General features: G+C 74.1%; 17 protein-coding genes and 1 pseudogene. 10 read left to right on the top strand and 8 right to left on the bottom strand.

Features of this window, described 5'->3' with window-relative positions:
• Positions 1-16: 16 nt before the first annotated feature.
• Entirely contained in the window at positions 17-991 is a 975-nt protein-coding gene (locus tag ACIHAD_RS08240; protein ID WP_397353642.1) for a BtrH N-terminal domain-containing protein, read from the bottom strand.
• 103 nt (positions 992-1094) lie between these two features.
• Between ACIHAD_RS08240 and ACIHAD_RS08245 the strand changes: the two genes are divergently transcribed.
• Complete coding sequence (locus tag ACIHAD_RS08245; protein WP_397353644.1) at positions 1095-1976, top strand: alpha/beta fold hydrolase; 882 nt, start codon at positions 1095-1097, stop codon at positions 1974-1976.
• On the opposite strand, the gene ACIHAD_RS08250 is transcribed toward ACIHAD_RS08245, so the two are convergent.
• Both ACIHAD_RS08250 and ACIHAD_RS08255 read right to left on the bottom strand, forming a co-directional pair.
• Positions 1962-2234: a hypothetical protein gene (locus ACIHAD_RS08250; protein WP_397353645.1), complete on the bottom strand. Its 273-nt coding sequence runs from the start codon at positions 2232-2234 to the stop codon at positions 1962-1964. The two genes, ACIHAD_RS08245 and ACIHAD_RS08250, sit on opposite strands and share 15 nt — an antisense overlap.
• Positions 2235-2310: 76 nt before the next feature.
• On the bottom strand, positions 2311-3735 hold the full coding sequence (locus ACIHAD_RS08255; protein WP_397353646.1) for an LCP family protein: 1425 nt from the start codon (positions 3733-3735) through the stop codon (positions 2311-2313).
• Positions 3736-3879: 144 nt separating this feature from the next.
• Between ACIHAD_RS08255 and ACIHAD_RS08260 the strand changes: the two genes are divergently transcribed.
• Positions 3880-4770 carry an enoyl-CoA hydratase-related protein gene (locus tag ACIHAD_RS08260; protein WP_397353647.1) on the top strand — a complete coding sequence of 297 codons (891 nt, stop codon included), beginning with the start codon at positions 3880-3882 and terminating at the stop codon, positions 4768-4770.
• 1 nt (position 4771) lies between these two features.
• Positions 4772-5704 carry an alpha/beta hydrolase gene (locus ACIHAD_RS08265; RefSeq protein ID WP_397353648.1) on the top strand — a complete coding sequence of 311 codons (933 nt, stop codon included), beginning with the start codon at positions 4772-4774 and terminating at the stop codon, positions 5702-5704.
• Here ACIHAD_RS08265 and ACIHAD_RS08270 read toward each other — a convergent pair.
• On the bottom strand, positions 5677-7170 hold the full coding sequence (locus ACIHAD_RS08270) for an alpha/beta hydrolase family protein (RefSeq protein ID WP_397353649.1): 1494 nt from the start codon (positions 7168-7170) through the stop codon (positions 5677-5679). The two genes, ACIHAD_RS08265 and ACIHAD_RS08270, sit on opposite strands and share 28 nt — an antisense overlap.
• A gap of 107 nt (positions 7171-7277) precedes the next feature.
• Between ACIHAD_RS08270 and ACIHAD_RS08275 the strand changes: the two genes are divergently transcribed.
• Both ACIHAD_RS08275 and ACIHAD_RS08280 read left to right on the top strand, forming a co-directional pair.
• Positions 7278-8387 carry an exonuclease SbcCD subunit D gene (locus ACIHAD_RS08275; protein ID WP_397353650.1) on the top strand — a complete coding sequence of 370 codons (1110 nt, stop codon included), beginning with the start codon at positions 7278-7280 and terminating at the stop codon, positions 8385-8387.
• Complete coding sequence (locus tag ACIHAD_RS08280; protein ID WP_397353651.1) at positions 8388-11909, top strand: AAA family ATPase; 3522 nt, start codon at positions 8388-8390, stop codon at positions 11907-11909.
• Positions 11910-12025: 116 nt separating this feature from the next.
• On the opposite strand, the gene ACIHAD_RS08285 is transcribed toward ACIHAD_RS08280, so the two are convergent.
• Positions 12026-12658: an HAD family hydrolase gene (locus tag ACIHAD_RS08285; protein WP_397353652.1), complete on the bottom strand. Its 633-nt coding sequence runs from the start codon at positions 12656-12658 to the stop codon at positions 12026-12028.
• 263 nt (positions 12659-12921) lie between these two features.
• Here ACIHAD_RS08285 and ACIHAD_RS08290 point away from each other — a divergent pair.
• From ACIHAD_RS08290 to ACIHAD_RS08305, 4 genes and pseudogenes are all read left to right on the top strand, one after another.
• Positions 12922-13350 (top strand): annotated as a pseudogene (locus ACIHAD_RS08290) (MFS transporter); the annotation flags it as partial.
• A 67-nt stretch (positions 13351-13417) separates the two neighbouring features.
• Positions 13418-13912, top strand: a complete 495-nt coding sequence (locus ACIHAD_RS08295; RefSeq protein WP_397353878.1) for an FAD-dependent oxidoreductase — start codon at positions 13418-13420, stop codon at positions 13910-13912.
• Positions 13852-14079, top strand: coding sequence for a hypothetical protein (locus ACIHAD_RS08300; RefSeq protein ID WP_397353887.1), 228 nt, complete (start codon positions 13852-13854; stop codon positions 14077-14079). The genes ACIHAD_RS08295 and ACIHAD_RS08300 overlap by 61 nt, the downstream gene beginning before the upstream one ends.
• Positions 14067-14465 (top strand): hypothetical protein, encoded by a 399-nt coding sequence (locus ACIHAD_RS08305; protein WP_397353653.1) that lies wholly within the window; start codon positions 14067-14069, stop codon positions 14463-14465. The genes ACIHAD_RS08300 and ACIHAD_RS08305 overlap by 13 nt, the downstream gene beginning before the upstream one ends.
• 47 nt (positions 14466-14512) lie before the next feature.
• On the opposite strand, the gene ACIHAD_RS08310 is transcribed toward ACIHAD_RS08305, so the two are convergent.
• The 3 genes from ACIHAD_RS08310 to ACIHAD_RS08320 are packed head-to-tail and all read right to left on the bottom strand — an operon-like array spanning position 14513 to position 20165.
• The gene (locus ACIHAD_RS08310; protein WP_397353654.1) at positions 14513-17566 is read right to left on the bottom strand and encodes a chromosome partitioning protein ParA; all 3054 of its coding nucleotides are present in this window, start codon (positions 17564-17566) and stop codon (positions 14513-14515) included.
• A 44-nt stretch (positions 17567-17610) separates the two neighbouring features.
• Positions 17611-18969 carry a hypothetical protein gene (locus tag ACIHAD_RS08315; RefSeq protein WP_397353655.1) on the bottom strand — a complete coding sequence of 453 codons (1359 nt, stop codon included), beginning with the start codon at positions 18967-18969 and terminating at the stop codon, positions 17611-17613.
• A complete protein-coding gene (locus ACIHAD_RS08320; RefSeq protein ID WP_397353656.1) occupies positions 18966-20165 on the bottom strand; it encodes a hypothetical protein in 1200 nt (399 codons plus the stop codon). The genes ACIHAD_RS08315 and ACIHAD_RS08320 overlap by 4 nt, the downstream gene beginning before the upstream one ends.
• A 212-nt stretch (positions 20166-20377) precedes the next feature.
• On the opposite strand from ACIHAD_RS08320, the gene ACIHAD_RS08325 reads away from it, so the two are divergent.
• Positions 20378-22447 (top strand): fibronectin type III domain-containing protein, encoded by a 2070-nt coding sequence (locus tag ACIHAD_RS08325; RefSeq protein ID WP_397353657.1) that lies wholly within the window; start codon positions 20378-20380, stop codon positions 22445-22447.
• Position 22448: the final 1 nt, after the last annotated feature.

Below are 22448 nucleotides of genomic sequence, written 5' to 3' on the forward strand. Positions count from 1 at the left end.
AGCCTCGGGAGGGTCTCTACGCGACCTCGTAGAGCGTCTCCATGGCCAGCCGCTCGCGCTCGGCCAGGTCGTACAGCAGCGCCCCGGCCTCGTCGAGCGGCTGCTGCCGGCCCGTCTCCCCGGCCCTGGCCAGCAGGTCGGCCACCTCGCTCCACTTGGGCGCCAGCGCCATGTACGCCTGGCAGGCCGTCTCCAGGGCCTTGCCGGGCGCGATCGTCTGGGCCTCGGCCAGGAACTCGGTGTAGAGGTTGCGGAAGAACGCGCCGCCGGTGCCGCCCCGCTCCATGAGGTTGGCCGTACGCGTGAGCTGCGCGGTCGGCCCGCGTTCCAGCCAGGTGCGGATGAGCGCGGCGGCCTGCTCGATGCCCCGGTAGCCGACGTTCCTCATCGCCGGATTGAGGAAGGCGGCTGCGGTGGACCGGACGGCCTCCCTGATGGCGTACGGCAGGTCGGGCTCGGCGCACGGCCCCACCGTGTACGACAGGTTGTGCGCGGTCATCGGCCCGGTCGCCGCGCGGGCCCGTTCGAGGGAGTCGAGCGGGACCCGGTTGCGGGTGCCCTGCTGGGCGGTGTCCACGAGGTGGGCGTGGCCCTCGTCGTAGCCGACCATCGCGACGTAGTGGCCGCCGAAATGGTAGGGCGTCCTGACGTAGTCGAGGTGGTAGCAGTCGAGCCGGATCCCGACGGGGGTGCCCTCGTCGAGGTGGCGGCGGACGTTCGACCAGGCCGTGATGGGGGAGGAGGTCTCCTGCGTGTCCAGCGTGAACCCGAGCGCGAAGGCCAGCTTCTCGGTGAGCGCGTGCGGCTTGACCCGGCCGCCGATCAGCGGGACGTCCAGCGAGCCGCTGTCCCAGTAGACGAAGCTCAGCCCCTCGCCCAGCCCGAACAGCATCGATTCCGACAGCTCCACGCCCGCGTGGCGCAGCAGGGTGCCGGCGGTCGTCGTCTCGCAGTGACGCCCCTCAAAGGGCGGGACCAGATCGATGAGCACAAGCCCAGTGTGCCGGATGACCTGCGGATTCACCCGGCGGCAGCCCCGGCGCGCCCGGAAAACCGGTGGATGTCCCCCGAGGTGCTCACGGGATGATGGGCGCATGAACACCTTGATCGAACGTCCCGCCCGTACCGGCGCGGAACGGCTGCCCGGCGGCAGGCTCCTGGGCTGGGCCGAGTGGGGGCCGCCGGACGGGACGCCGGTCCTGCTCTCCCCGGGAGCGGCCACGAGCCGCCGGCTGGGCATGGGCGCGGCGGCGCCCGGCGACCTCGGCGTGCGCCTGATCTCCCTCGACCGGCCCGGACTGGGCGCCTCCACCCCCGCGCCGGGCCGCACGTTCGCGGACTTCGCCGCCGACGTGGAGGTCTTCGCCGGACGTCTGGGCCTCGGGCGTCCCGCCATGGTCGGCAACTCGCAGGGCGCGCCGTTCGCGCTGGCCTGCGCCGCCGCCGGCGTGGTCGGCGCGCTGGCCCTGGTCTCCGCCGCCGACGAGGTGGCCGACCCCCGCTTCGCCGACGCGCTGCCCGCCGAGCTGCGGCGGTTGACGGACCTGTCCACGCACGACCCGGCGGCCGCCGAGCAGGTCTTCGCGGGCTTCACGCCGCAGGCGATGTGGGACCTGGTGATGGGCGGCAGCCCCGCCTGCGACCTGGCCGTCTACCAGGGGCCGGAGTTCGCCTACGGGTACCGCGAGGCGCTGGGGGAGGCGTTCGCGCAGGGGCCGGCCGGTTACGCCCGCGACACCGTCCTGGCGATGGGCCGCTGGGGGATCGACCTGTCGTCGATCACGGTGCCGGTCGACGTCTGGTACGGCGAGCACGACGCCACCCACTCGCCCGACCAGGGGGAGGGGCTGACCGCCCGCATCCCGGGGGCCGTACGGCACGTCGTGCCCGGCGTCGGCGGCGCCCTGCTGTGGACGCACCCCCACCGGATCCTGCGCGCCCTCCTGGACCGCCTTCCTGCCTCAGCCGGCCGCTGAGCCCTGCCCGAAGGTGATCACCATGTACCGGCCGTTGGAGTAGCTGACCACGGGCCGTCCGAGCAGCTCGCCCACCTTGCGGGCGACCCCCTGGAACACCTCGACCAGCTCCGGGGTGTCGGCGCTCACCCTGAACCGCCCGTTCTCGGTGAGCTGCTGGGCGACCAGGGGGACGAAGCCCGCCTCCGCTCGCGCTCTCTCGTCGGCGTCGAGGGGGGTGTGCCGGATGGCGGGTGACGTGCCGAGCGGGTGGGACATCCCGAATCTCCTCCAGATTTGCCGGTTCACCCAGGATGCCATCCGCGACCGGGTCTCCAGGGCGTCCCGCGTGGACTCAGCCCGCCCCGCACCCCTCGGTGAGCCCCTTCGTCGGCGGCCCGGACGGCTTGGCGGACTTCCCCGGCTTGGGGGACGTGCCGCCCGACGCCGACGGGGTCGCCGAGGCCGCGACGGCGGACGTGGCCGCGGCGGAGTCGCGGACGGCCTTGGCGGTCAGCCCGCGGATCCTGTCCCAGTCGGGGTAGCCGGTGCTGATCAGCGGCGGCACGAACTGCAGGCTCGTCACCTTCGCGTTCTTGACCTTGAGCGCCAGCGGCACCAGGTTCGTCAGCATCGAGCGCGGGATGTCGGTCCTGATCAGCTCCTTGGCGGCCAGCGCGATCCGGTTGAACCGGGCCAGCACGGTCGCCGGGTCGGCCTGGTCCAGCAGCGCCCCCAGCACGCAGCGCTGCCGCCGCATCCTGGTGTAGTCGTCGCTGAACGTGCGCGAGCGGGCGTACCACATCGCGTCGGCGCCCTTGAGCTTCCTGGTGCCGGCCTTGACCAGGCCCTCGTTGTACTTGCCGAACACCACGTCCTGCTCGACGGTGATCGTGATGCCGCCGATGGCGTCGATGAGACGGGCGAAGCCCCACATGTTGACCAGGGCGTACCAGTCGATCTCCAGGCCGAGGGTGTAGCCGATGGTGTCCATGAGCACCTGCGGGCCCTGGTGCTGACGGCCGCCGAAGATCTCCGGGTGGGCGTCGGCGTACTCCCAGACGCTGTTGAGCAGGTCGCTGCGGCCGCCGCCGGGGTCGGGCGGCAGGCGGAAGCCGCCGGGGAAGCGCTGGGCCATGGGCGTTCCGGGGCGGAAGCGCACGTTCTCCAGGTTGCGCGGCAGGCTGACCAGCACGGTGTTGCCGGACTTCACGTCGATGCTGGCCACGTTCATGCTGTCGGTGCGCACGCCGGTGCGGTTGTCGTCGGCGTCGCCGCCGAGGAGCAGGAGGTTGACGCGCTCCCGCCCGGTCCACGGGTCCTCCGGCGGCTTCTGCCCGGCCTGCGCGGAGGGCTCGACCGGCTCCGGGCCGGTGAAGATGTCGCCGAGGGTCTTCTGGTAGGTCCACACGTTGTTCGCGACCACCCCGAACGGCACGACCACCACGACGGCGAGCAGCCCCGCCAGGGTGCCGGCCAGGATCTGGCCGCTCCGCGGCAGCCGTCCGGGACGCAGCACCACGAAGGAGTGCACGATCACCGCGAACCAGGCGACGCCCAGCGACACGGCTCCGACGACGATCACGGTCAGCCACGAGTCCTGGGTCAGCGCACCCAGCAGGTTGTCGGTCGTCAGCGCCACCGCCAGCAGCGCCAGCAGCCCGGCGACGTAACACGACAGCATGATCAGGCCGGTCCGGCGCCGGCCGGCACGCAGATGGGCGGCCCCGGGCGCCAGCGCCGAGAGCGCCAGCCAGCCGAGGACCGCTCCCGCGCTCACCGGTTCCTTACCCTGCACGCCATCCCCGTTTCCCCGAACTCCACCGTAACCCGCAGGTACGAACAGCGCGGGCAGCCTACGCATTAGATGCGAAATATGTCTTTATCGGAGGGTGAACATCGGTAACCGAATAAGATTCTGCCCATGGCCTTCTCCGAGATCGAGTACCACGTGGCCGATCGCGTCGCCACCATCACCCTGTCTCGCCCCGAACGGCTCAACGCGTTCACGTTGACCATGCGCGGCGAGCTGATCAGCGCGTTCGACCTCGCCGACGCCGACGACGACGTCCGCGCCGTGGTGGTCACGGGGGCCGGGCGGGCCTTCTGCGCGGGGGCCGACCTGAGCGGCGGCGGTGGCACCTTCGGCCACGGAACGTCCGACCACGGGACGTCCGGCCACCGGGAGCAGAGCGAGCTGGTCGAGGGCGCGCCGCGCGACGGCGGCGGCACGGTCGCGCTGCGGATCGCCGCCTCGCTCAAGCCCGTCATCGCCGCGATCAACGGCCCGGCGGTGGGCGTGGGCGTCACGATGACGCTGCCCATGGACGTCCGGCTGGCCGCCGAGAGCGCCAGGTTCGGGTTCGTGTTCGCCCGGCGCGGCATCGTCACGGAGGCGGCGTCGAGCTGGTTCCTGCCCCGGGTGGTCGGCATCTCGCGGGCCATGGAGTGGGCCGTGACCGGCCGGGTCTTCCCCGCGGCCGAGGCGCTGGAGGGCCGCCTGGTGTCGCGGGTCCTGCCCGACGACGAGCTGCTGCCCGCCGCGTACGCGCTGGGCCGCGAGATCGCCGGCAACACCTCGGCCGTCTCCGTCGCCGCCGTGCGCAGGCTGATGTGGTCGGGCCTGTCGGCGGCCTCGCCGTGGGAGGCGCACGCGGCCGACTCCCGGCTCATGGCCGAGCTCGGCGGCGCGGCCGACACGGTGGAGGGGGTGACGGCGTTCCTGGAGAAGCGTCAGGCCGACTTCCCGATGAAGGTAAGCACGGACCTTCCGCCCGGCGTCCCCTCATGGCCGGACAATCCATATTCTGTCTGATATGTACGAGATCACCGTTCTCCCCATGCAGCCCGACTTCGAGGGCGAGGTCGTCGCGACCCTGATCTCCAGGAAGACCGGCTCGCGCAGGGCGGTGCTCTACGTCCACGGGTTCACCGACTACTTCTTCCAGGACCACCTGGCCGACCACTACGTCCAGCGCGGCATCGACTTCTACGCCCTCGACCTGCGCAAATACGGCCGCTCACTGCTCCCGCACCAGACCAGGGGCCTGATCAGGAGCGTCACCGACCACTTCCCCGAGATCGACGAGGCAGTCCGCCTCATCCGCCGCGACCACGACGAGCTGACCGTCAACGCCCACTCCACCGGCGGCCTGGTCGCCGCGCTGTGGGCCGACCGCGTCCGCGGCCGGGGCCTGGTGCAGGGGCTCGTGCTCAACAGCCCGTTCCTCGACCTCAACGTGCCCGCCCCGCTCCGGCTGGCCGCCGACCTGCTCAAGACCCCGATGTCCTACGTCCGGCGCCCGCTGCCCCTGGGCATCAGCACCGCCTACGGCCAGAGCCTGCACCGCACCGAACAGGGCGAATGGGACTACGACCTGGAACTGAAGCCGCTGGTCGGGTTCTCCGTGCACGCCATGTGGCTGGCCGCCATCCGGCGGGCCCAGCGGCGGCTGCACCGCGGGTTGGCGGTGGACGTGCCGGTGCTCGTCCTCGCCTCCTCGACCGGCCTGCGGGTACGCGACTTCGTGCCCGAGGCGCGCTCGGCCGACATCGTCCTCGACCCCGCCCACATGGCCCGCTGGGCCACCTCGATCGGCCCCCACGTCACCTGCGTGCGGATCCAGGACGGCCTGCACGACCTGGTGCTGTCGGCCGAGCCCGCGCGCAAGCAGGTCTTCGCCGAGCTGGACCGCTGGATGAACGCCTACCAGGGCAACGCCTACCAGGGGAACGAGAACAGGCCGTAGTAGGCCGCCGCCACCAGGAGCAGCCCGGTGCCGCCGAGCACGCCGCCGATCGCCACGTACTGCCACCGGGTGGGCTGCATGCCCTCGCGCAGCGCCGACACGTACGCGGCCACCGCCGTGACCTCCTGGACCAGCATGAGCGCGGCCAGCACGCGGACCACCAGCCAGCCCGCCAGCACGGCCGGCCAGGCGCCCGCCTGGTTCACCGAGAACAGCACCAGCAGCATGATGAACGCCACGACCGACGCCAGCAGGCCGAGGCCCGTCCACGCCATCCTGCGCAGCCTGCGCCGGATCGGCGGCCACAACCGGGCGTTGGTCTCGACGGGGGGCCTGCCGTGGCCGCGCAGCCGCACGACCATCGCCGCGACCGGGCCCGCCACGTACCCGACGGCGGCCAGGCAGATGGTCAGCCCGAGCATCGTGCCGCCCGCGTACCAGGGGGCCGCGGGCACGTCGCTGGCCTCGAAGCGCTGGACCGGCGTGCTGCCCGCCATGTGCACCGACGGCCTGGCGGTGGCGGGCAGGCCGGTGATCCAGTTGGCCAGGGTCTCCAGGTAGCCCTTGGTGAACGGGCCGCCGTTGACCCGCATCGCGTGGTCGCCCTTGTCCATGAAGCGGATCGTGTACCGGTCGTTGCCCGCCTCGGTGAGCGCCGTGACCAGCGCCTTGGTGGACTCCACGAAGGGGATCGAGGGGTCGGTCGTGCCGTAGAACGCCAGGACCGGCTGCCTGACCTGCCGTAAGGCGGGCATCGCGTCGTAGCGCAGGAAGTTGAGGCCGACGCCGCCCATCGCCCTGGTCAGCAGGTCACGGGCGCCGATGGGGGCGCGCAGCCGGAGCAACTGCTCGTTCAGTGCCCAGGCGACCTGCCGCAGCGGCGAGACGTTCGGCGAGGAGACCAGCACCGTGAAGCCCACCGCCGCGCTCTTGGCCGCCGCGATCGGGACGACCCAGCCGCCCTCGCTGACCCCCCACAGCCCGACGCGCGAGGCGTCCACCTCCGGCCGGGTGCGCAGGTACTCCACCATGCGCAGCGCGTCGTCGGCCAGCAGCCCGAAGTCGCGATCCCGGAAGTCGTAGCCGACCGTCCGCTTGTCGAACGCGATCGTCGCCACGCCCGCCCTGGCCAGGAACTCCGCCTGCGGCGTGAACTCCGTCCGCGACCCGTTGCCCGACCCCGACACGAACACCATCGCCGGGTGCGGGCCGGGCGTGAGCGGCAGGCGTAAGGTGCCCTCCAGACGCTGGCCCTCGGCCGGCAGCGAGATCTCCTCCCGCCGTACGGGGTCGGCGGCGACCACCGGGCGCAGCTCGTCCGCCGGTTGCGCGGGAATCGCCTCGAACGCGGGGTCCGCCTTCAGGGGCGGCGGGTCGAAGGCGGGCGGCAGCACGTAACCGACCGACGCGAGAGCCACCAGCACCAGGCCGGCGGCGACGCTCAAGGTGCCACGGCCAGTGCGCATCGGCCTCCCCATGTGCGTTGGTTTGCCCGCTGATCTTCCAGCCTACTCCCGGCTTCTGTGACGGGAGGGGCCGCATTTGTCGGTGAGAGATGTTAGCTTCCTGCGACATGCGGATCCTGCACACCTCCGACTGGCACCTCGGGCGCTCCTTCCATCGGGAGAGCCTGCTCGGGGCGCAGGCCGCGTTCGTCGACCACCTGGTCGAGACGGTGCGCGCCGAGCGGGTCGACGTCGTGGCCGTCTCCGGCGACGTCTACGACCGCGCCCTGCCGCCGGTCGACGCGGTGGCCCTGCTCTCCGACGCGCTCGCCCGCCTGCGCGCCGCCGGGGCGCGGGTGGTGATGATCAGCGGCAACCACGACTCGGCGCTGCGGCTGGGGTTCGGGTCGGCGCTGTTCGAGTCCTCGGGGGTGCACGTCCGCACCGAGCCCGCGCAGTCGTGGGAGCCGGTGCTGGTCGGCGACGTCGCCTTCTACGGCATCCCCTACCTGGAGCCGGAGCTGGTGCGCGCCCCCTGGCAACTGCCCGACCGCGGCCACACCGCCGCGATCTCCCACGCGATGGGCCGCGTCCGCGCCGACGCCGTACGCCATCGGGCCGCCGTCGTGCTGGCCCACTGCTTCGTCACCGGCGGGCGGGCCAGCGACAGCGAGCGCGACATCAGCGTGGGCGGCGTGTCCCACGTCCCCCTGTCGGCCTTCGACGGCGTCGACTACGTCGCGCTCGGCCACCTGCACGGGCGCCAGCGCATGTCCGACACCGTGCGCTACTCCGGCTCCCCGCTGGCCTACTCCTTCTCCGAGACCGGCCACGTCAAGGGCTGCTGGCTGGTCACCCTCGGATCGGGCGCGGAGTTCGTGCCCGCGCCCGTGCCCCGGCCGGTCGGGCGGCTGCGCGGCGACCTCGACGACCTGCTGACCCTGCCCGTCTTCTCCTCCTACGAGGACCACTGGCTGCAGATCACCCTGACCGACGCCGTCCGTCCCAAGCAGGCCATGGACCGGCTGCGCGCCCGCTTCCCGCACGCCCTCGCCCTGTCCTTCGAGCCGGTGGGCGCGGCGCCGGCCGCCGGGCCGGTGAAGGTCAGCGGGCGGCCAGAGGCGGAGGTCGCCCTCGACTTCGTCCGCGAGGTGCGCGGCGAGCCCGCCGCACCCGAGGAGGAAGACCTGCTGAGACGCGCGATCGAGGCGTCGCGGATGAAGGAGACGATGGCGTAGATGCGGCCCCACCGGCTCTCACTCACGGCCTTCGGCTCCTTCCCCGGCACCGAGACGGTCGACTTCGACGCCCTGACCGAGGCGGGCCTGTTCCTCATCCACGGGCCCACCGGGGCGGGCAAGACAACGATCCTCGACGCCCTCTGCTTCGCCCTCTACGGCGTCGTGCCCGGCCAGCGCAACAGCGCCCGCAGCCTGCGCTGCGACCACGCGCCCGCCGGCAGCGGGCCGTCGGTGACGCTGGAGGTCTCGATCCGGGGCCGGTCGCTGCGCATCCGGCGGTCGCCGTCGTGGCAGCGTCCCAAGCTGCGCGGCACCGGGTTCACCGAGGAGAAGGCCAAGGTCGTCGTCGAGGAGCGCCACGGGTCCGCCTGGCAGGGGCTCACGACCCGGCTCGACGAGGCGGGCGATCTGGTGGGCGGGCTGCTCGGGATGAACGCCGAGCAGTTCTGCCAGGTGGTGATGCTGCCGCAGGGCGACTTCGCCAAGTTCCTGCGCGCCGACGGCGACGACCGCGCCCGGCTGCTGGAGCGGCTGTTCACCGTCAAGGTGTTCACCCAGGCCGAGTCGTGGCTCGCCGAGCGGCGGCGGGCCACGGGGCGGGAGGAGCAGGAGCTCGGGCAGGAGGTGGCCTTCGCCGTCGAACGCCTGGAAGAAGCCGCCGGCCCCACCCTCACCCCGGCGCCCTCGTACCCCTCCGGGGCGGACGGGGCTCCGGCTTCCGAGGGGCGCCCCGACGATCCGCTCGGACGGGCCGGCGCGTTGCTCGACGCGGCGCGGGCCGTCGTCCACCGGTGCGAGGAACGGCTCGCCGCCTCGGGTGAGGCCGCGAGGGCGGCGCGGTCGCGGTTCGAGCAGGCCGCCGCCCTCGCCGAGCGCCGGCGCCGCCACGCCGAGGCCCTGACCCTGCGCCGCACCCTCGACGAGCGCGCCGACGAACGCGCCGACCTCCAGGCCCTCATCGACGACGCCGTCCGCGCCGACCGCGTGCTCCCGCTGATCACGGCCGCCGGGCAACGGGCCGAGGCCGCCGCCAAGGCCCGTGCCATGGTCGCCGACGCCCTGGCCCGCGCCCGCCCCCTCCTCACCCCACCGGCCCGGCGCGAAGACGGCCCGTCCCCCGGCGGGCCGGCGGGCGGCGGGGAGCCGTCGGTGGAGGAGCTGGAGGGCTTGGAACGGGAGCGGCGGGCCGAGCCGGCTCGACTGTCCGAACTGCTCACCGAGGAGGCCCGGCTGTCGGTCGTCCGGCGCGACCTGTTGCGGGTGGAGCAGGAGCTGGCCGACCTGGTCGGCGCCGACGAGGCCGTGGTCGCGCGGCTCGGCGTCCTGCCGGGCCTGATCGAGGCGGCCGAGTGCAGGCTCGCCGACGCGCGGGTGGCCGCGGCGCGCATCCCGGCGGCCCAGGCCGTACGCGATGCCGCCGCCGACCTGATCGACGTCGACCGGGAGCTCACCGCCCTGGCGGGCGAGCTCGAAGCGCTGGCACAGCGCGAGGCCGAGGTGGCGGCGGCCGAGGCCGAGCTCCCCGCCCGGCTGGCCGCGGCGGGCGCGGCCCTGGCCGAGGTACGCGCCGAGGCGGCGGCCGTGCCCGCCGCCGCCGCACACCTCGACGCCGCCCGTTCCGCCCTGGAGGCCGCGCACCGCCGCGACGCCCTCGCCGCCGAGCTGGAGTCGGCCGCCGCCGCCCACCAGGTCCTGGTGGACCGCGCCCAGGAGACCCGCGAACGCTGGCTCGACCTGCGCCAGGCCAGGATCGACGGCATGGCGGCTGAGCTGGCCCGCGACCTGGCCGACGGGCGGCCGTGCGCGGTCTGCGGCTCCGAGCACCACCCCCTGCCCGCCTCCCCGGCCCCCAGCGCCCCCTCGCCCGAGGACGAGCACGCCGCCGAGACCGCCCACGAGGCCGCCGCCGCCGACCGCGAGGCCGCCGAACGTACTCTGGCCTCGATCGAGTCCCGGCTCGCCGACGTCTCGGAGGCCGTCGAGGGGCTGTCCGCCGACACCGCCGCCGACGGCGTGCTCGCGGCCGAACGGGAGCTCGCCCGGCTGCGGTCGGTCGTAGACCGCGAGCCCGCCCTCGCCGGCGCGCTCGACCGCCTCGAAGGCGAACGTGACCACGTCAGAGACCAGGCCAGGGAGCTCGCCGAGGCGCTCGCCGCCCACCACGCCCACCGCACCCGGCTCACCGCCGAACGCGCCCGGCTCCACACCCGCCTCACCCAGACCCTCCCGGAACCTCCTCTCACGACAGGCCACTCCGGGGGCGAGCTCGACGGGGGCCGGGTGCTGGCCGCGGCCGAGGAGGAGTTGCGGCGGCTGGCGGCGACGGCGGCCAGGGAGCCGGGGGCGGCGGCCGAGGTGGCCGCGCTCGGCCGCGAACGTGCCGAGCTGGAGGAGCGGGGGCGGCGGATCGCGGCGCGGCTGGCGGCCGGACGTACCAGGCATGAGGAGCTGAGCGGGGACGCCGGGCGGTTGGCGGCGCGGCTCGACGCGGCCCGGGGCGCAGACGCGACCCTGACGGCCCGCCTGTCCAGGCTCAACGACGAGGCCGAACTGCTGCGGGAGGCGCTGGAGGCCACCAGGTCGGCGGTCGCGGCGGCCGGCGAGCTCGACGCCGCCGTCGAGGCGGTCGAGCGGGCGGCGGCCGAGGCCGGGTTCGCCGACGCGCGGGAGGCGGAGGAGGCGTACCGGAGCCCGGCCGAGCGGGAGGGCAAGGCGGAGCTGCTGCGGCGGCTGGACGACCAGCACGCCGCCGTCACCGGCCTGCTGGCCGACCCCGAGCTGGTCGCCGCCGCCGCCGAGCCCGAGCCGGACCTGGTGGCGGCCGAGGCCGAGCGGGACGCGGCGGAGGAGGCGTACACGCGGCTGGCGAGCGAGCGCGACCGGGCGGTGGCCAGGGCCGCACGCCTCGCCGAGCTGCGCGAGGAGCTGGCCGCGCGCATCGAGCGGTGGCGTCCCGCGGCCGAGCGGCACCGGCTGGCCGAGCGGATGGCGGCGCTGGCCTCGGGCACGTCCGGCGACAACCAGTGGAACATGAGCCTGACGTCGTTCGTGCTGGGGGAGCGGCTGAGGCAGGTCGTGGACGCCGCCAACGAACGCCTCGACCACATGTCGTCCGGCCGCTACCTGCTCCGGCACGACCTGCGCAAGACCGCCGGATCGCGGGCGCGTTCGGGCGGCGGCCTGGGCCTGAAGGTGGCCGACGCCTGGACCGGCGTCGACCGCGACCCGGCGACCCTGTCGGGCGGCGAGAGCTTCATCACCTCGCTCGCGCTCGCGCTCGGCCTGGCCGACGTGGTCACGGCCGAGGCGGGCGGCGCGGAGGTCGGCACGCTGTTCGTGGACGAGGGCTTCGGCACGCTCGACGAGGACACCCTCGACGACGTTCTCGACATCCTCGACGGGCTGCGCGACGGCGGCCGGGCGGTCGGCATCGTCAGCCACGTCGGCGAGCTGCGTACGCGCATCCCCGTGCAGCTCAAGGTGGGCAAGACCCGCAGGGGCTCGACGCTGGTCAGCTAGGCGGCGGCGGCGGTCGGGGCGAGGGCGAGCACGTCGGTGCCGGCCAGGATCGCCGTGGGCCGTGGATCGCGTCGCGGCGGCGCGTGGCGGCCACCCGCCTGGGCGGGGATGGGTGGTCAGGGGAGGGTGGCGATCAGGTCGGGGATTGTGGCGGGGTCGTGGAAGAGGGTGGCGCCCAGGCCGGTGAGGCGCGAGGGCGGCGTCAGGCCGCCCGCGAACGCCAGGCAGCGCATCCCCGCGCTCATCGCCGCCCGCACGCCGAACGGGCTGTCCTCGACCACCACGCACCCCTCGGGCGCGGCGCCTATCGTGGCCGCCGCGTGCAGGAACAGGTCGGGGGCGGGCTTGCCGCGGGCCACGTCCTCGGCGCTGAAGACGCGGCCGTCGAAGTGCCGGGCGAGGCCGGTCAGCTCCAGGCTGTTGCGGACGGTGGCGTGCCGGCCGTTGGAGGCCACGCAGAAGGGGATGTCCAGGCGGTCGAGGGCGGACTCGATGCCCTCGATCGCGCGCAGCTCGGCCTCCATCGCGGCCAGGTACTCCTGACTGATCCGGTCGTACCAGCCCGGGGGCGTCTCGCCGATCTGCTCGTCCCAGTATTCGTTGCTGCAGCCGACGAAGCGCTCGGCGTACTCGATCTCGTCGATCGTCCAGCCCAGGCGGCGCAGTGCGGCCGTGCCGACGCGTACCGAGATGCGCTCGCTGTCGACGAGCACACCGTCACAGTCGAAGATGACCAGTTCGACGGCCAAGATGCGGTCCTCCCAAAAGATGACGTTTGCGGTCGAATCTATCGGGCGGCTGTGTGACATTGCGCAGGTGGTAGCTTCGTCATATCGCTTGACAAGATGTCAGTCCGGACAGTGAGAAACGTAGTGAAGACCTCCCCCCGGGCCGCGGCGCCCAGCACGACCAGGATCGCCATGGCCAGCCTCATGTCGACGAGCAGTTCGCCGGCTGGGGATGGCGGCTGCCGTTCGTGGCCAGCCTGCTCCTCGTCGTCGTCGGCCTCTACGTGCGGTTGAGGATCTCCGAGACGCCGGTCTTCCGGGCCGCCATGGACGAGCGCCGCATCGCCAAGGTGCCGTTCGCCGGCCTGATGCGCCACCAGTGGCGGCGGGTGCTGCTCGCCGCCGGCGCGATGACCGTCGCCTACACGCTCTTCTACACCGCCACCACCTACTGCCTGTCCTACGGCACCACCACCCTCGGCATCCCGAAGACGACCATGCCGAGCCTGACCATGATCGGCGTGCTGTTCATGGGCGCGGGCACGGTCGTCTCGGCGGTGGTCAGCGACCGGCTGGGCCGCCGCCGCACGCTCCTGGCCGGCACGGCCGCCGCCGTCGCGTGGGGCCTGGTGATGTTCCCGCTGATGGAGACCGGGTCGGTCGTCCTGGCCGGGCTGGCGCTGGCCGGCGCGCTCGGGCTGATGGGCCTGATCTTCGGGCCGATGGGGGCGTACCTGCCCGAGCTGTTCAGGACGGAGTTCCGCTACAGCGGGCACATCCGTGGTCGATCCGCGGGGGTACATGACGTACCAGCCGTTCCTGGCCGAGGCGGTCGGCGGGACGATCGAGCCCCGCCACGTCGTCGCCCCGCTCAACCGGGTGCTCAAGGGCGCGCGGGTGCTCACCGGCCACGTCACCCGCGTCTTCCACGAGACCCGCACCGCGCGGTTCCAGCCGGTCCAGGGGCCGGCCAGGACGCTCACGTACGACGTCCTGGTGATGGCGGCCGGGTCGATCACCCGCGCGCTGCCCATCCCCCGGCTGGCCGAGCACGCGGTCGGATTCAAGACCGTCGGCGAGGCCGCGCACCTGCGCAACCACGTCCTGGCCCAGCTCGCCGCGGCCGCCTCGACCGACGATCCGCAGGTGCGGCGCAGGGCGCTGACGTTCGTGGTGGTCGGCGGCGGTTCTCGGGCGTCGAGGCGCTGGCCGAGATGCAGGGGCTGGCCGACGAGGCCCTGCGCTACCACGACGGGATCGCGCCCGCCGAGCTGAGCTGGACGCTGGTCGAGGCGACCGGCGCCGTCCTGCCCGAACTCCACCCCGACCTCGGCCGCTGGACCGTGGACGACGCCGGACGGCTGCGCGCCACCGAATACCTGACGGTGGCGGGCCTGAAGGCGCGTTCACGGCCGGCGACGGCGCGGCGGTGCCCGACCTGACCCGTCCTGGGCGGTTCACCGCGCCCAACGCCCAGCACGCGGTGCGCCAGGCCAAGCTGCTGGCCCGCAACCCGGCGGCGTACGTCAGGGGGCGGGGGCTGAAGGTGTACCGGCACGCGTACCTGGGGTCGGTGGCCGGGCTCGGCCATCACCAGGGCGTGGCCCAGGTGTACGCGATCAGGCTGACCGGGTTCCTGGGATGGCTGGCGCACCGGGCGTACCACCTGGTGTGGGTGCCGACGTTCAACCACAAGGCGCGGGTGCTGGCGGACTGGGGGCTGTCGATGGTGTTCCGGCGGGAGGCGGTGCAGCTCGCCGCCGTCGAGCACGCGGGGGACGACTTCCGCCAGGCCCTGGCGGCGGACGCACTCGACCGCGCCACCTGACCCGCCCGCCCCGGCGCCGCCCCCCGCGCCGCGCCCGTGTCCGCCTCCTACACCGCGTGCTCGACCGGCTGGCCCCGGTCGACGTACGCGGCCAGCGCGCGCACCCGCTCGGCGTGCTGGTCATGGCCCACGATCACCGGCGGCTCGTTGTACGGCATCGCGTCCGACGACCGCCGCAGCTTGACGTACTGGCCGCAGGCGTCGATCGCGTACGGTTCCATGTCGTCCTGCAGCGCCCCGATCACCGTGATGCCGTACGTCTCGCCGATCCGCCGGAACAGCGCGACCGCCTCCCTGCGGTGCTCCTTGCCCAGGTTGCGGCCCAGCTCGTCGAGCACCAGGCACAGATGGCCGCCGCCGGAGGAGGCGATGGCCGCCGCGCACACCAGCTTGACGGCCTTCTCGTCCATGAGCGCGGTGTTGGCCCGCCGGTTGTACGGCACGAACCCCTGCCCCTCGCCCCGCCGCCACTTCGGCGTCACCCGCCACTGCCAGCGCTGCTCGGGATCGGCGGGCGCGGGCGGCACCGGGAACTCCAGCGTCGCGCCGTAGCCGCCGTAGGAGGTGTCGAGCTTCTCGAACTCCTCGGCCACCCGGGTCAGCCTCGCCTTGATCGCCGCCGTCAGCGCCGCCCGATGGACGGCCGTCGACTGCGCCGCCTCCTCCGCGCCCCGGGCCGCGGCCGCCAGGTCGCGCTGCCGGGAGACGACCTGCGCCTCGATCTGCCGCCGCTGGTGCTTCTCGTACTCCTCCTGGCCGCGCAGATAGGAGGCCAGCGCCCCGCACACCGCCGCGAACGTCGCCTGCTCGCGCGCCGTGCTGCCGCCCCGCTCGGACAGCAGGAACGCCAGCTCCTCCGGGATCTCCGCGTCCTCCTCGGGGAAGGTGTCGCGCAGCGCCTGGTCGAAGTGGCGCTCGGCGATCCGCCACCACTCCTCGGCCGCCCGTGGTCGCTCCTCCTCGGGCAGCGCCGCGATCCACTCGCGGGCGGTCTCCACGGTGCCGCCCCAGTCGGCGGCCAGCGCGTCGAGCCTGAGCGCCTCGCGCTCGGCCGTGACCTTCGCCTCCTGCTCGCGGGCCTGCGACCGCTCGCTCTCGTGCCGCTGCCGCCGCCCGTCGAGCCGCTCGATCTCCATGTCCCTGGTACGGGCCCGGAAGTCGAGCGCGCCCGCCTGCCGCTCGGCCTCGGCCACCTTCGGCGTCAGCTCCTCGATCGCCGCGTTGAGCCCGACGAGCCGGTCACGCCGCTCGGCCAGCCTGGCCTCCAGCTCCGCCAGCCGCACCCCGGCCCGCGCGCCCTCCAGCCGCCGCTGCGCCTCGGCGACGGACTCCTCGGCCTCGCGCACCACCGACGCGGCGCTCTCCTGGGCGTCCTCGGCCCGGTTGAGCCGCTGGCCGGCGGCCTTGATCCGGGCCTCCCGGCCGGTCGCCACCCCGTCGAACGCCCCCACCACGCTCACCCCGGCCGCGCTGACCAGCACGGACCCCGGCAGGCCGGCCAGGGCGCGGGCCGCCTCGCCGAGCCGCTCGGCGTCGACGATGACGGCGTGCTCGTGCGGCCAGCCGCGCAGGCCGCCACCGGGAGAGGCGGCGTCGCGGGCCTGCTCGGCCACGTCGAGGGCGTCGAGCAGGCCGGTCGCCCTGACGCCCGCCGCCGACAGCGCGTCGAGCTGGGCCGCGGCCGGGCCGCCCTCCGCGTCGTCGAGCGCCGCCCGCGCCGAGGACACCTCCTGGTCGGCCACGCCGAGCGCCTTGAGCGCCTGGTTGAGCCGGAGCCCGGCCTCCCGCAGCTCGCCCTCGGCGGCGGGCACGTCACGCCCGTCGGCGAACCTGCGCGTCTCCTCCAGCGCCGGGATCGCGGCCCGCAGCTCGTCGGCGGAGTTCTCGGCCACCGCGCGGTCGGCGTCGAGCCTGGTGGCACGGGCCTGCATGGCGGCCAGTTCCTTGCGGGCCTGGGACACCTGGCGGTCGAGGGTGTCCTCGCGCAACGTGGTGATCTCGGCCTTGACCAGCGCGATCGACTCGGCCGCCGACTCGCCCGCCGCGCGGTGGCGGCCGAGCTCGGCGGCCAGCAGTTCGTCCTTGGCGGCGGCGTCGGCGAGCTTGCGCGCCTGCCTGCCGCGCCAGCAGCGCAACGCCTCGGCCAGGCGCACCCGGGCCTGGTCGCGCCGGTCGAACGTGCCGAGCAGCGCCTTCGACTCCACCTCGAACTCGGCCAGCCGGTCGGCCGCCTGCGCCGCCCGCACCCGCTTGGCGTGCTCGTCGCGCCGGGCCTCGCGTTCCTGCTCCAGCTCGGCGTCGAGGCCGGTGAGCGCCGCGATGGCCTCGAAGACGCGCTCGGGGGAGATCTCGTTGAGCGGCTGGGAGAGCAGGTTGGTGGCCACCTTGCTGCGCACGGACGTGGACAGGAACGACACGCACCTGACCCGGTCGCCGTAGAGCACCTTGGTCAGGTCGCGGGCCACCACGTCGCGCCTGCCCGCCGACCTGGGCAGCGACGCCCAGATCTCGTCGGCCCGCGCCACCCGCTCGGCCTCGGACGGCGAGGCGGCCAGATGGACCCCCTCCCGCCAGCGGATCTCCAGGTGGGGCGCCTCCTGGTTGACCTTGAGCCACACCGTGATCGCGCCGCCCGACGTGTCGGGCACCTCGAACAGCTCCCCGCTGCCGGCCTCGCCCTCCTCGTCCTCCTCGGTCAGGGTGAGGTCGTGCGCGGCGGCCGGCTCGGCCGGGGCCGGGGCAGGCGGTGGGGCAGGCGGCGGGGTGAAGGAGTCCATGCCGGGCGGGCCGAAGACGCCCACGATGTAGCCGTGGTCGGCGCTCGCCCACTGGCGGGCGCCCGCGCCGCTGGCCAGCTCGGCGTTGAAGAGCAGCTCGGAGACCGCCTTGGCGCCCGAGGCGAACCGCCACTGCTCGTCGCCGAGCAGCGCCGTGATCGAGGCGATGAACGACGACTTGCCCGCGCCGTTGGAGTCCTTCGGGCCCGCGCCCGCGACGACGATGAGCGTGCCGGGGACGGTGGGCACCGGATGGGTCGAGAGCCGTGAGATGTTGACCGCCTGCACGGCGATCAGCACCCGGTCTCCGACGACGTTCTCCATCTGCGACACCCGAACCCCCGTAACCCTTCCATCTGTCATGACGTTCACCGTGCCGACCTGCGGGCGCGTACGGCCGCCGCGAGCGGTGTGTGCGGGCCGGCGGCCAGGATCAGCTCCTCCTGCAACCGCCGCCTGGCCGCCGGCGTGAGCCGGTGGAACTGCGGCCCCGGGACGTAGCCGCCCGCCTCCTCGCCGGCCTTCACCTGGGCCAGCAGGCCGGCGTGCCGCAGCGTGCGCAGCGCCGACTCCAGCTCGCCGATCGGGACCTGGGTGTGGCGGCGCAGCTCGTCGACCGGGGTGGGGTGCGGCGACAGCCACGAGTCCTCCGGCAGCAGGCCCTCGGCCCTGGGGATCGCGACCGAGTGCACCAGCACCAGCGTCAGCACCGCGCGCTCGCTGACACCGAGCCCCGCACCCGCCGACCGCCCGGCGGCCTCTTCCACGACCGGTGAGCGGCCCGCGGCCTCTTCCTCGGGCGCGGGCGGCTCTCCGGCGGGGAGGACGGGCGCGGACTCGGGGGCCGGGGGCCGGGACAGGGCGGCCGTGTGGACGTCGTCGTAACCCGAGGTCCAGCGTTCGCGGAGCTGGATGAGGGCCCGGCCGCGGCGGGCCAGCATCTCGCCCAGCGTGTGGCGCAGCGCCGGATCGCGCAGCGCGGCGAAGCGGCCCTCCGCGACCGGCTCCGCGGCGTGCTCGACCACCATGAACGCCGCCACCAGCTCGGCCCGCCGCCGCTCGTCGTAGGCCCCCAGCAGGTCGTCGAACTCCGCCACGCCGAGCTCGGCCCGCCCCCCGGCGCCGGGCAGGGGCAGGACCGCCGCGGCCACGATGTCGGCGTCGGCCACCACCGTGAGCTCCGGCCGCTCGGGCTCCGGCAGGCGGCGGACCAGCTCCTGCAACTGGGCGTGCGACTCCACCGGCCACAGCGCGCAGCGCGGCCCGAGCGTCACCACCCCGTCGTCGAGGACGATCCACGCCGAGTCGTGCAGCCGCCGCAGCGCGCCCCGCGCCCAGTTGCGCATCAGGTCGTCGGTACGCCCGATCAACGCCCGGTACGTGTCGAGCACCAGCTCGACGGGCGCCGGATCGCCTGGCCACGGATCGACGGAAAGGTCGTTCCAGCAGCACTTGAGCGTGGCCGCCAGCACCCGCCGCGTCTCACCGGCCCGCTCCACCGGCACGGCGGCGATCTGGTACTCCTCCAGCAGCGACGGCGTCACCCCGTCGGGCCACACCGGCAGTGCGTGCCCGGTGGAGTCGGGCCGGGTCAGCCGCGTCATCCCGGCGGGCGCGGGCACGCCGGCCCCCAGCCGCAGCGGCCCGCCGGAGCGCGCCCGCGCGTGGGCGAGCGCCTGGCCCGCGGACCGGCCGCGCTCGGTGGCGGAGGAACCGGTGGACGTCATGAGGTGCGCTCCAGGTGGCCGTGGGAGAGCCAGGCCGGCTCGCCGTCGGGATCGACGGTCAGGCCGTCGGACCAGGCCAGCCGGTAGGGGAGCTCGGGGCGCAGGTCGGCCGTGGTCAGGTCGGCGAGCAGGCGGCGGGCCGAGGGCCAGTCGGAGCCGATCACGTCGGCCAGCGCGACCCGCGAGGCGCCGCCGAGCAGCGACTCGGCCACCTGCGTGAGGCGCTCGACGGCGGCCCCCGGCGAGGAGTCGAGCGAGCCCTCGGGCCCGGGGTCGGGCAGCGCCGAACGCGGCGGAGTGGGCTGGACGGGAGCCGGCCGCGGCGCCTCGTCGACCGCCCGCGCGACGGCGGCCGGATCGTGCCACGGCGCGGGCGCGTCGAAGACGAATCCGTCGAGCACCGAGGCCAGCCGTTCCTTGGAGGCGGTCTGGGCGAACGTGCGCCACGTCTCGGTGGGCAGCAGCGTCAGGTTGCGGGTCGTGCCCGCCGAGTCGGCCAGGCGGCCGGCGGCGCGGCGCGAGGCGTCGCTGTAGGAGTAGATGGACGCGCGCAGGTCGGTGCAGACCCGGTCGAGCTCGGGCCAGCGGGTCAGGATCGTGCCGTGCAGGCTCTGGGCGCGCCGGGCGATCTCCTCGGTGCCCCACAGCTTGGGGGCCTGCTCGCGCAGCTCCTCGATCGTGCCCGTGGTCAGCGTGATCAGCTCCAGGGCCCAGAGCCGGAACGCGCGGGCCAGGTTGACCGCGCTCTGCCGGGCCTCCTCGCTCGTGGTGCGGGGGTCGGCGACGTTGAGGTCTTCCAGGGCGAGCAGGCGGTGCATCTCGGACTGGCCGCCGTCGTCCATCATGCGGCGGATGAACATCAGGCCGACCACGCTGGTGAACGAGGCGCGGTAGCGGAGCTGGTTGGGCTTGGGGAACACCTCGCGGATCGCGCCGAGCCCCTTGAGCACCCGCAGCCGGTTGTCGAACTGGTCGCTCGGGTAGGCCCGGCAGGCGAAGCGCATCTGCTCGTGCGTCAGCCACTCCTCGCCCGCCTCGGCGAACGCCGCGAACAGCGTCTCGGCGATGTCGACCAGGGCGGGGTCGTCGACCACCGCGCCGCTGTCGCGGGCCAGCGCGGCGAACATGCGGCGGTAGGTCGACAGGACCGCCTCCTCGGAGAGGGCGGCGTCGAGGGTCAGGGGCTGTTCGGACACGCGCACTAAGGTACGGCTTCACACCGACAGACACGGAACCCGACGCGGGCTACCAGTCGGTACGGGCGCGGATGGGACTCCTGCCCGCTAGGGTGATCCCCGGTAAAAGCGGGGCAAACTCTCTGTGATCGTACATACGGGGTGAGTGACGGTTGTCCATCCGAGTGCTCGGGGGTGACCGGGCGACGGCCTTGGTGGCCGGGGGAGCGGCCGTGATCCTGGGGGCCGCGGCGGCGTGGTTCGGCGTGGGCGTCTCCAGCGCCAATCCCGAGCTGGCCGACGTCGGCGCGTGGTTGTGGACCAAGGCCCGGGGCAAGGTCGTGCACGTCAACGGCCTGTCCGGCGAGGTGGACGGCTACCTCGACGACAAGGCCGGCAAGCAGCTGCGCGTCGTCCAGGACGGCACGAACGTGCTGCTCGTGGACGACCGCACCGGTTTCGTGAGCCGGGTCGAGCCCAGCCAGCTCACCGTCACCCAGACCCGCGACCTCGGCGCGGCCGGGATGCAGCTCGCCGTCTCCGGCGGCACGGCGTACGCCGTCGATCCGGCGGCGGGCCGCGTCCAGCGCATGGACCCGGTCACGCTGAACGCCATGGGCGCGCCGGTCACGCTGCCGGGCCCCCTCGGCGCGGCCCGCATCGACGGCGGCGGCCGGCTGTGGGTGCCGGTGACCGCCAGGGGCGAGGTCGTGCCGGTGTCCGGCGGCGTCGCCGCGACCCCCGTCAAGGTGGGCGAACCGGGCGAGGAGCTGGCCGTCACCATCGCCGGCGGCCTGCCCGTCGTGGTCAACACGCGGGCCGCCACCGCCGTCACCATCGGCTCGGACGGCGGCGTCGGCGAGATCACCCTGCCCAAGGAGGTCGCGCGGGCGGCCAAGGGCGGCGTGCTCACCCCGGCCACGACCGAGGGTCCGCTCGTCCCGGTGCTGACGCCGGGCGGCTCGGGGCTGCTCGTCGTGATCGACACCTCCTCGAACGCCGTCCTCAGCACCAAGTTCGCGATCGACGACCCGGCAGGGCTCGGGGTGCCGCAGATGCTCGGGTCGAAGGTGTACGTACCGGACAAGGGCCGTGGCGCGCTGATCGTCTGGGACAGCGCCGCCGGCGGGCAGCCCACCACGCTCCAGGTGGCGGGCAGGCCGGGCCCGGTGGACGTGTTCGTCAAGGACGGCCTGCTCTGGGCCAACGACGAGAACGGCGACAAGGCCGTCGTCATCGACCCCGAGGGCCGCAAGCACGACGTGGACAAGGACGACTCCGACGTACCGGGGCCGACCAACACCCCCAAGCCCAAGCAGACCCCGCGCCCCGACCCCACGAACAGCGACCCCGAGCCGGACGTTCCGCTCGAGACCAGCGAACCCGGCCCGACCCGCACGAGGGAGGCCGAGCGGCCCCGCCACCCGGCCAGGACGCCCACCCCCACGCCGACCCCCACGCCGACCCCGACGCCGACCTCCGCCGCCGCGCCCGGCGCGCCCGGCGCGGTGACCGCGAGGTCGGGCCCCGGCCGGGTGATCGTCACCTTCAGCCCGTCCACCGGCGGCGAGGTCGAGCGCTACACGCTCAAGGCGTCCGGCGAGGGGCGGCCGGAACCGGAGTCGGTGGCCGGCGACGGGCCCTTCCAGTTCGAGTTCACCGGCGGCGACTGCGCGCGGGAGTACACCTTCGTCGTCGTCGCCCACTGGAAGGGCGGCGAGGTGGAGTCGGAGCAGAGTGCCGGGGCCAGGCCGTGCGTGGCCCCGGGGGCGCCGTCGAACTTCGCCGCCAGGCCCAGGAACCGGGGCGCCGAGCTGACCTGGAACGCCCCCGAGAACGGCGACCCGGACGTGACGTACCAGCTCAGCGGCGGGGCCACGAACGACGCGGTCAAGGGGACGTCGTTCACCGTGGACGGGCTCAAGAACAACGCGAAGTACTCCTTCAAGCTCAAGGCCAGGAACGCCGCCGGGGAGAGCCCCGACGTCGCCACCACCGACGTGGACCTGGCCTATCCGAGACAGCAGTACAAGAACGCCAACAACAACGTGGTGGACACGCTGGTCCGCCCCGCCGCGACGAAGAGCGGCGAGGCGGGCCGCATCCCGAAGGGGCAGTACCTCTCGATCACCGTCATCTGCCAGGTCAAGGGCCAGAGCGTGACCGAGGACGAGAGCAAGGAGTCCAGCGACGTCTGGAACAGGATCGAGTGGAACGGCGGCGTGGCCTACCTGAGCGAGACGCTCATGACCACGCCCCGCGGCTCGTTCCCGGCGCCGCCGCTCTTCGAGTGCACCGACTGAG

The organism is Nonomuraea sp. NPDC052265 (assembly GCF_044547985.1).
GTDB lineage: Bacteria > Actinomycetota > Actinomycetes > Streptosporangiales > Streptosporangiaceae > Nonomuraea.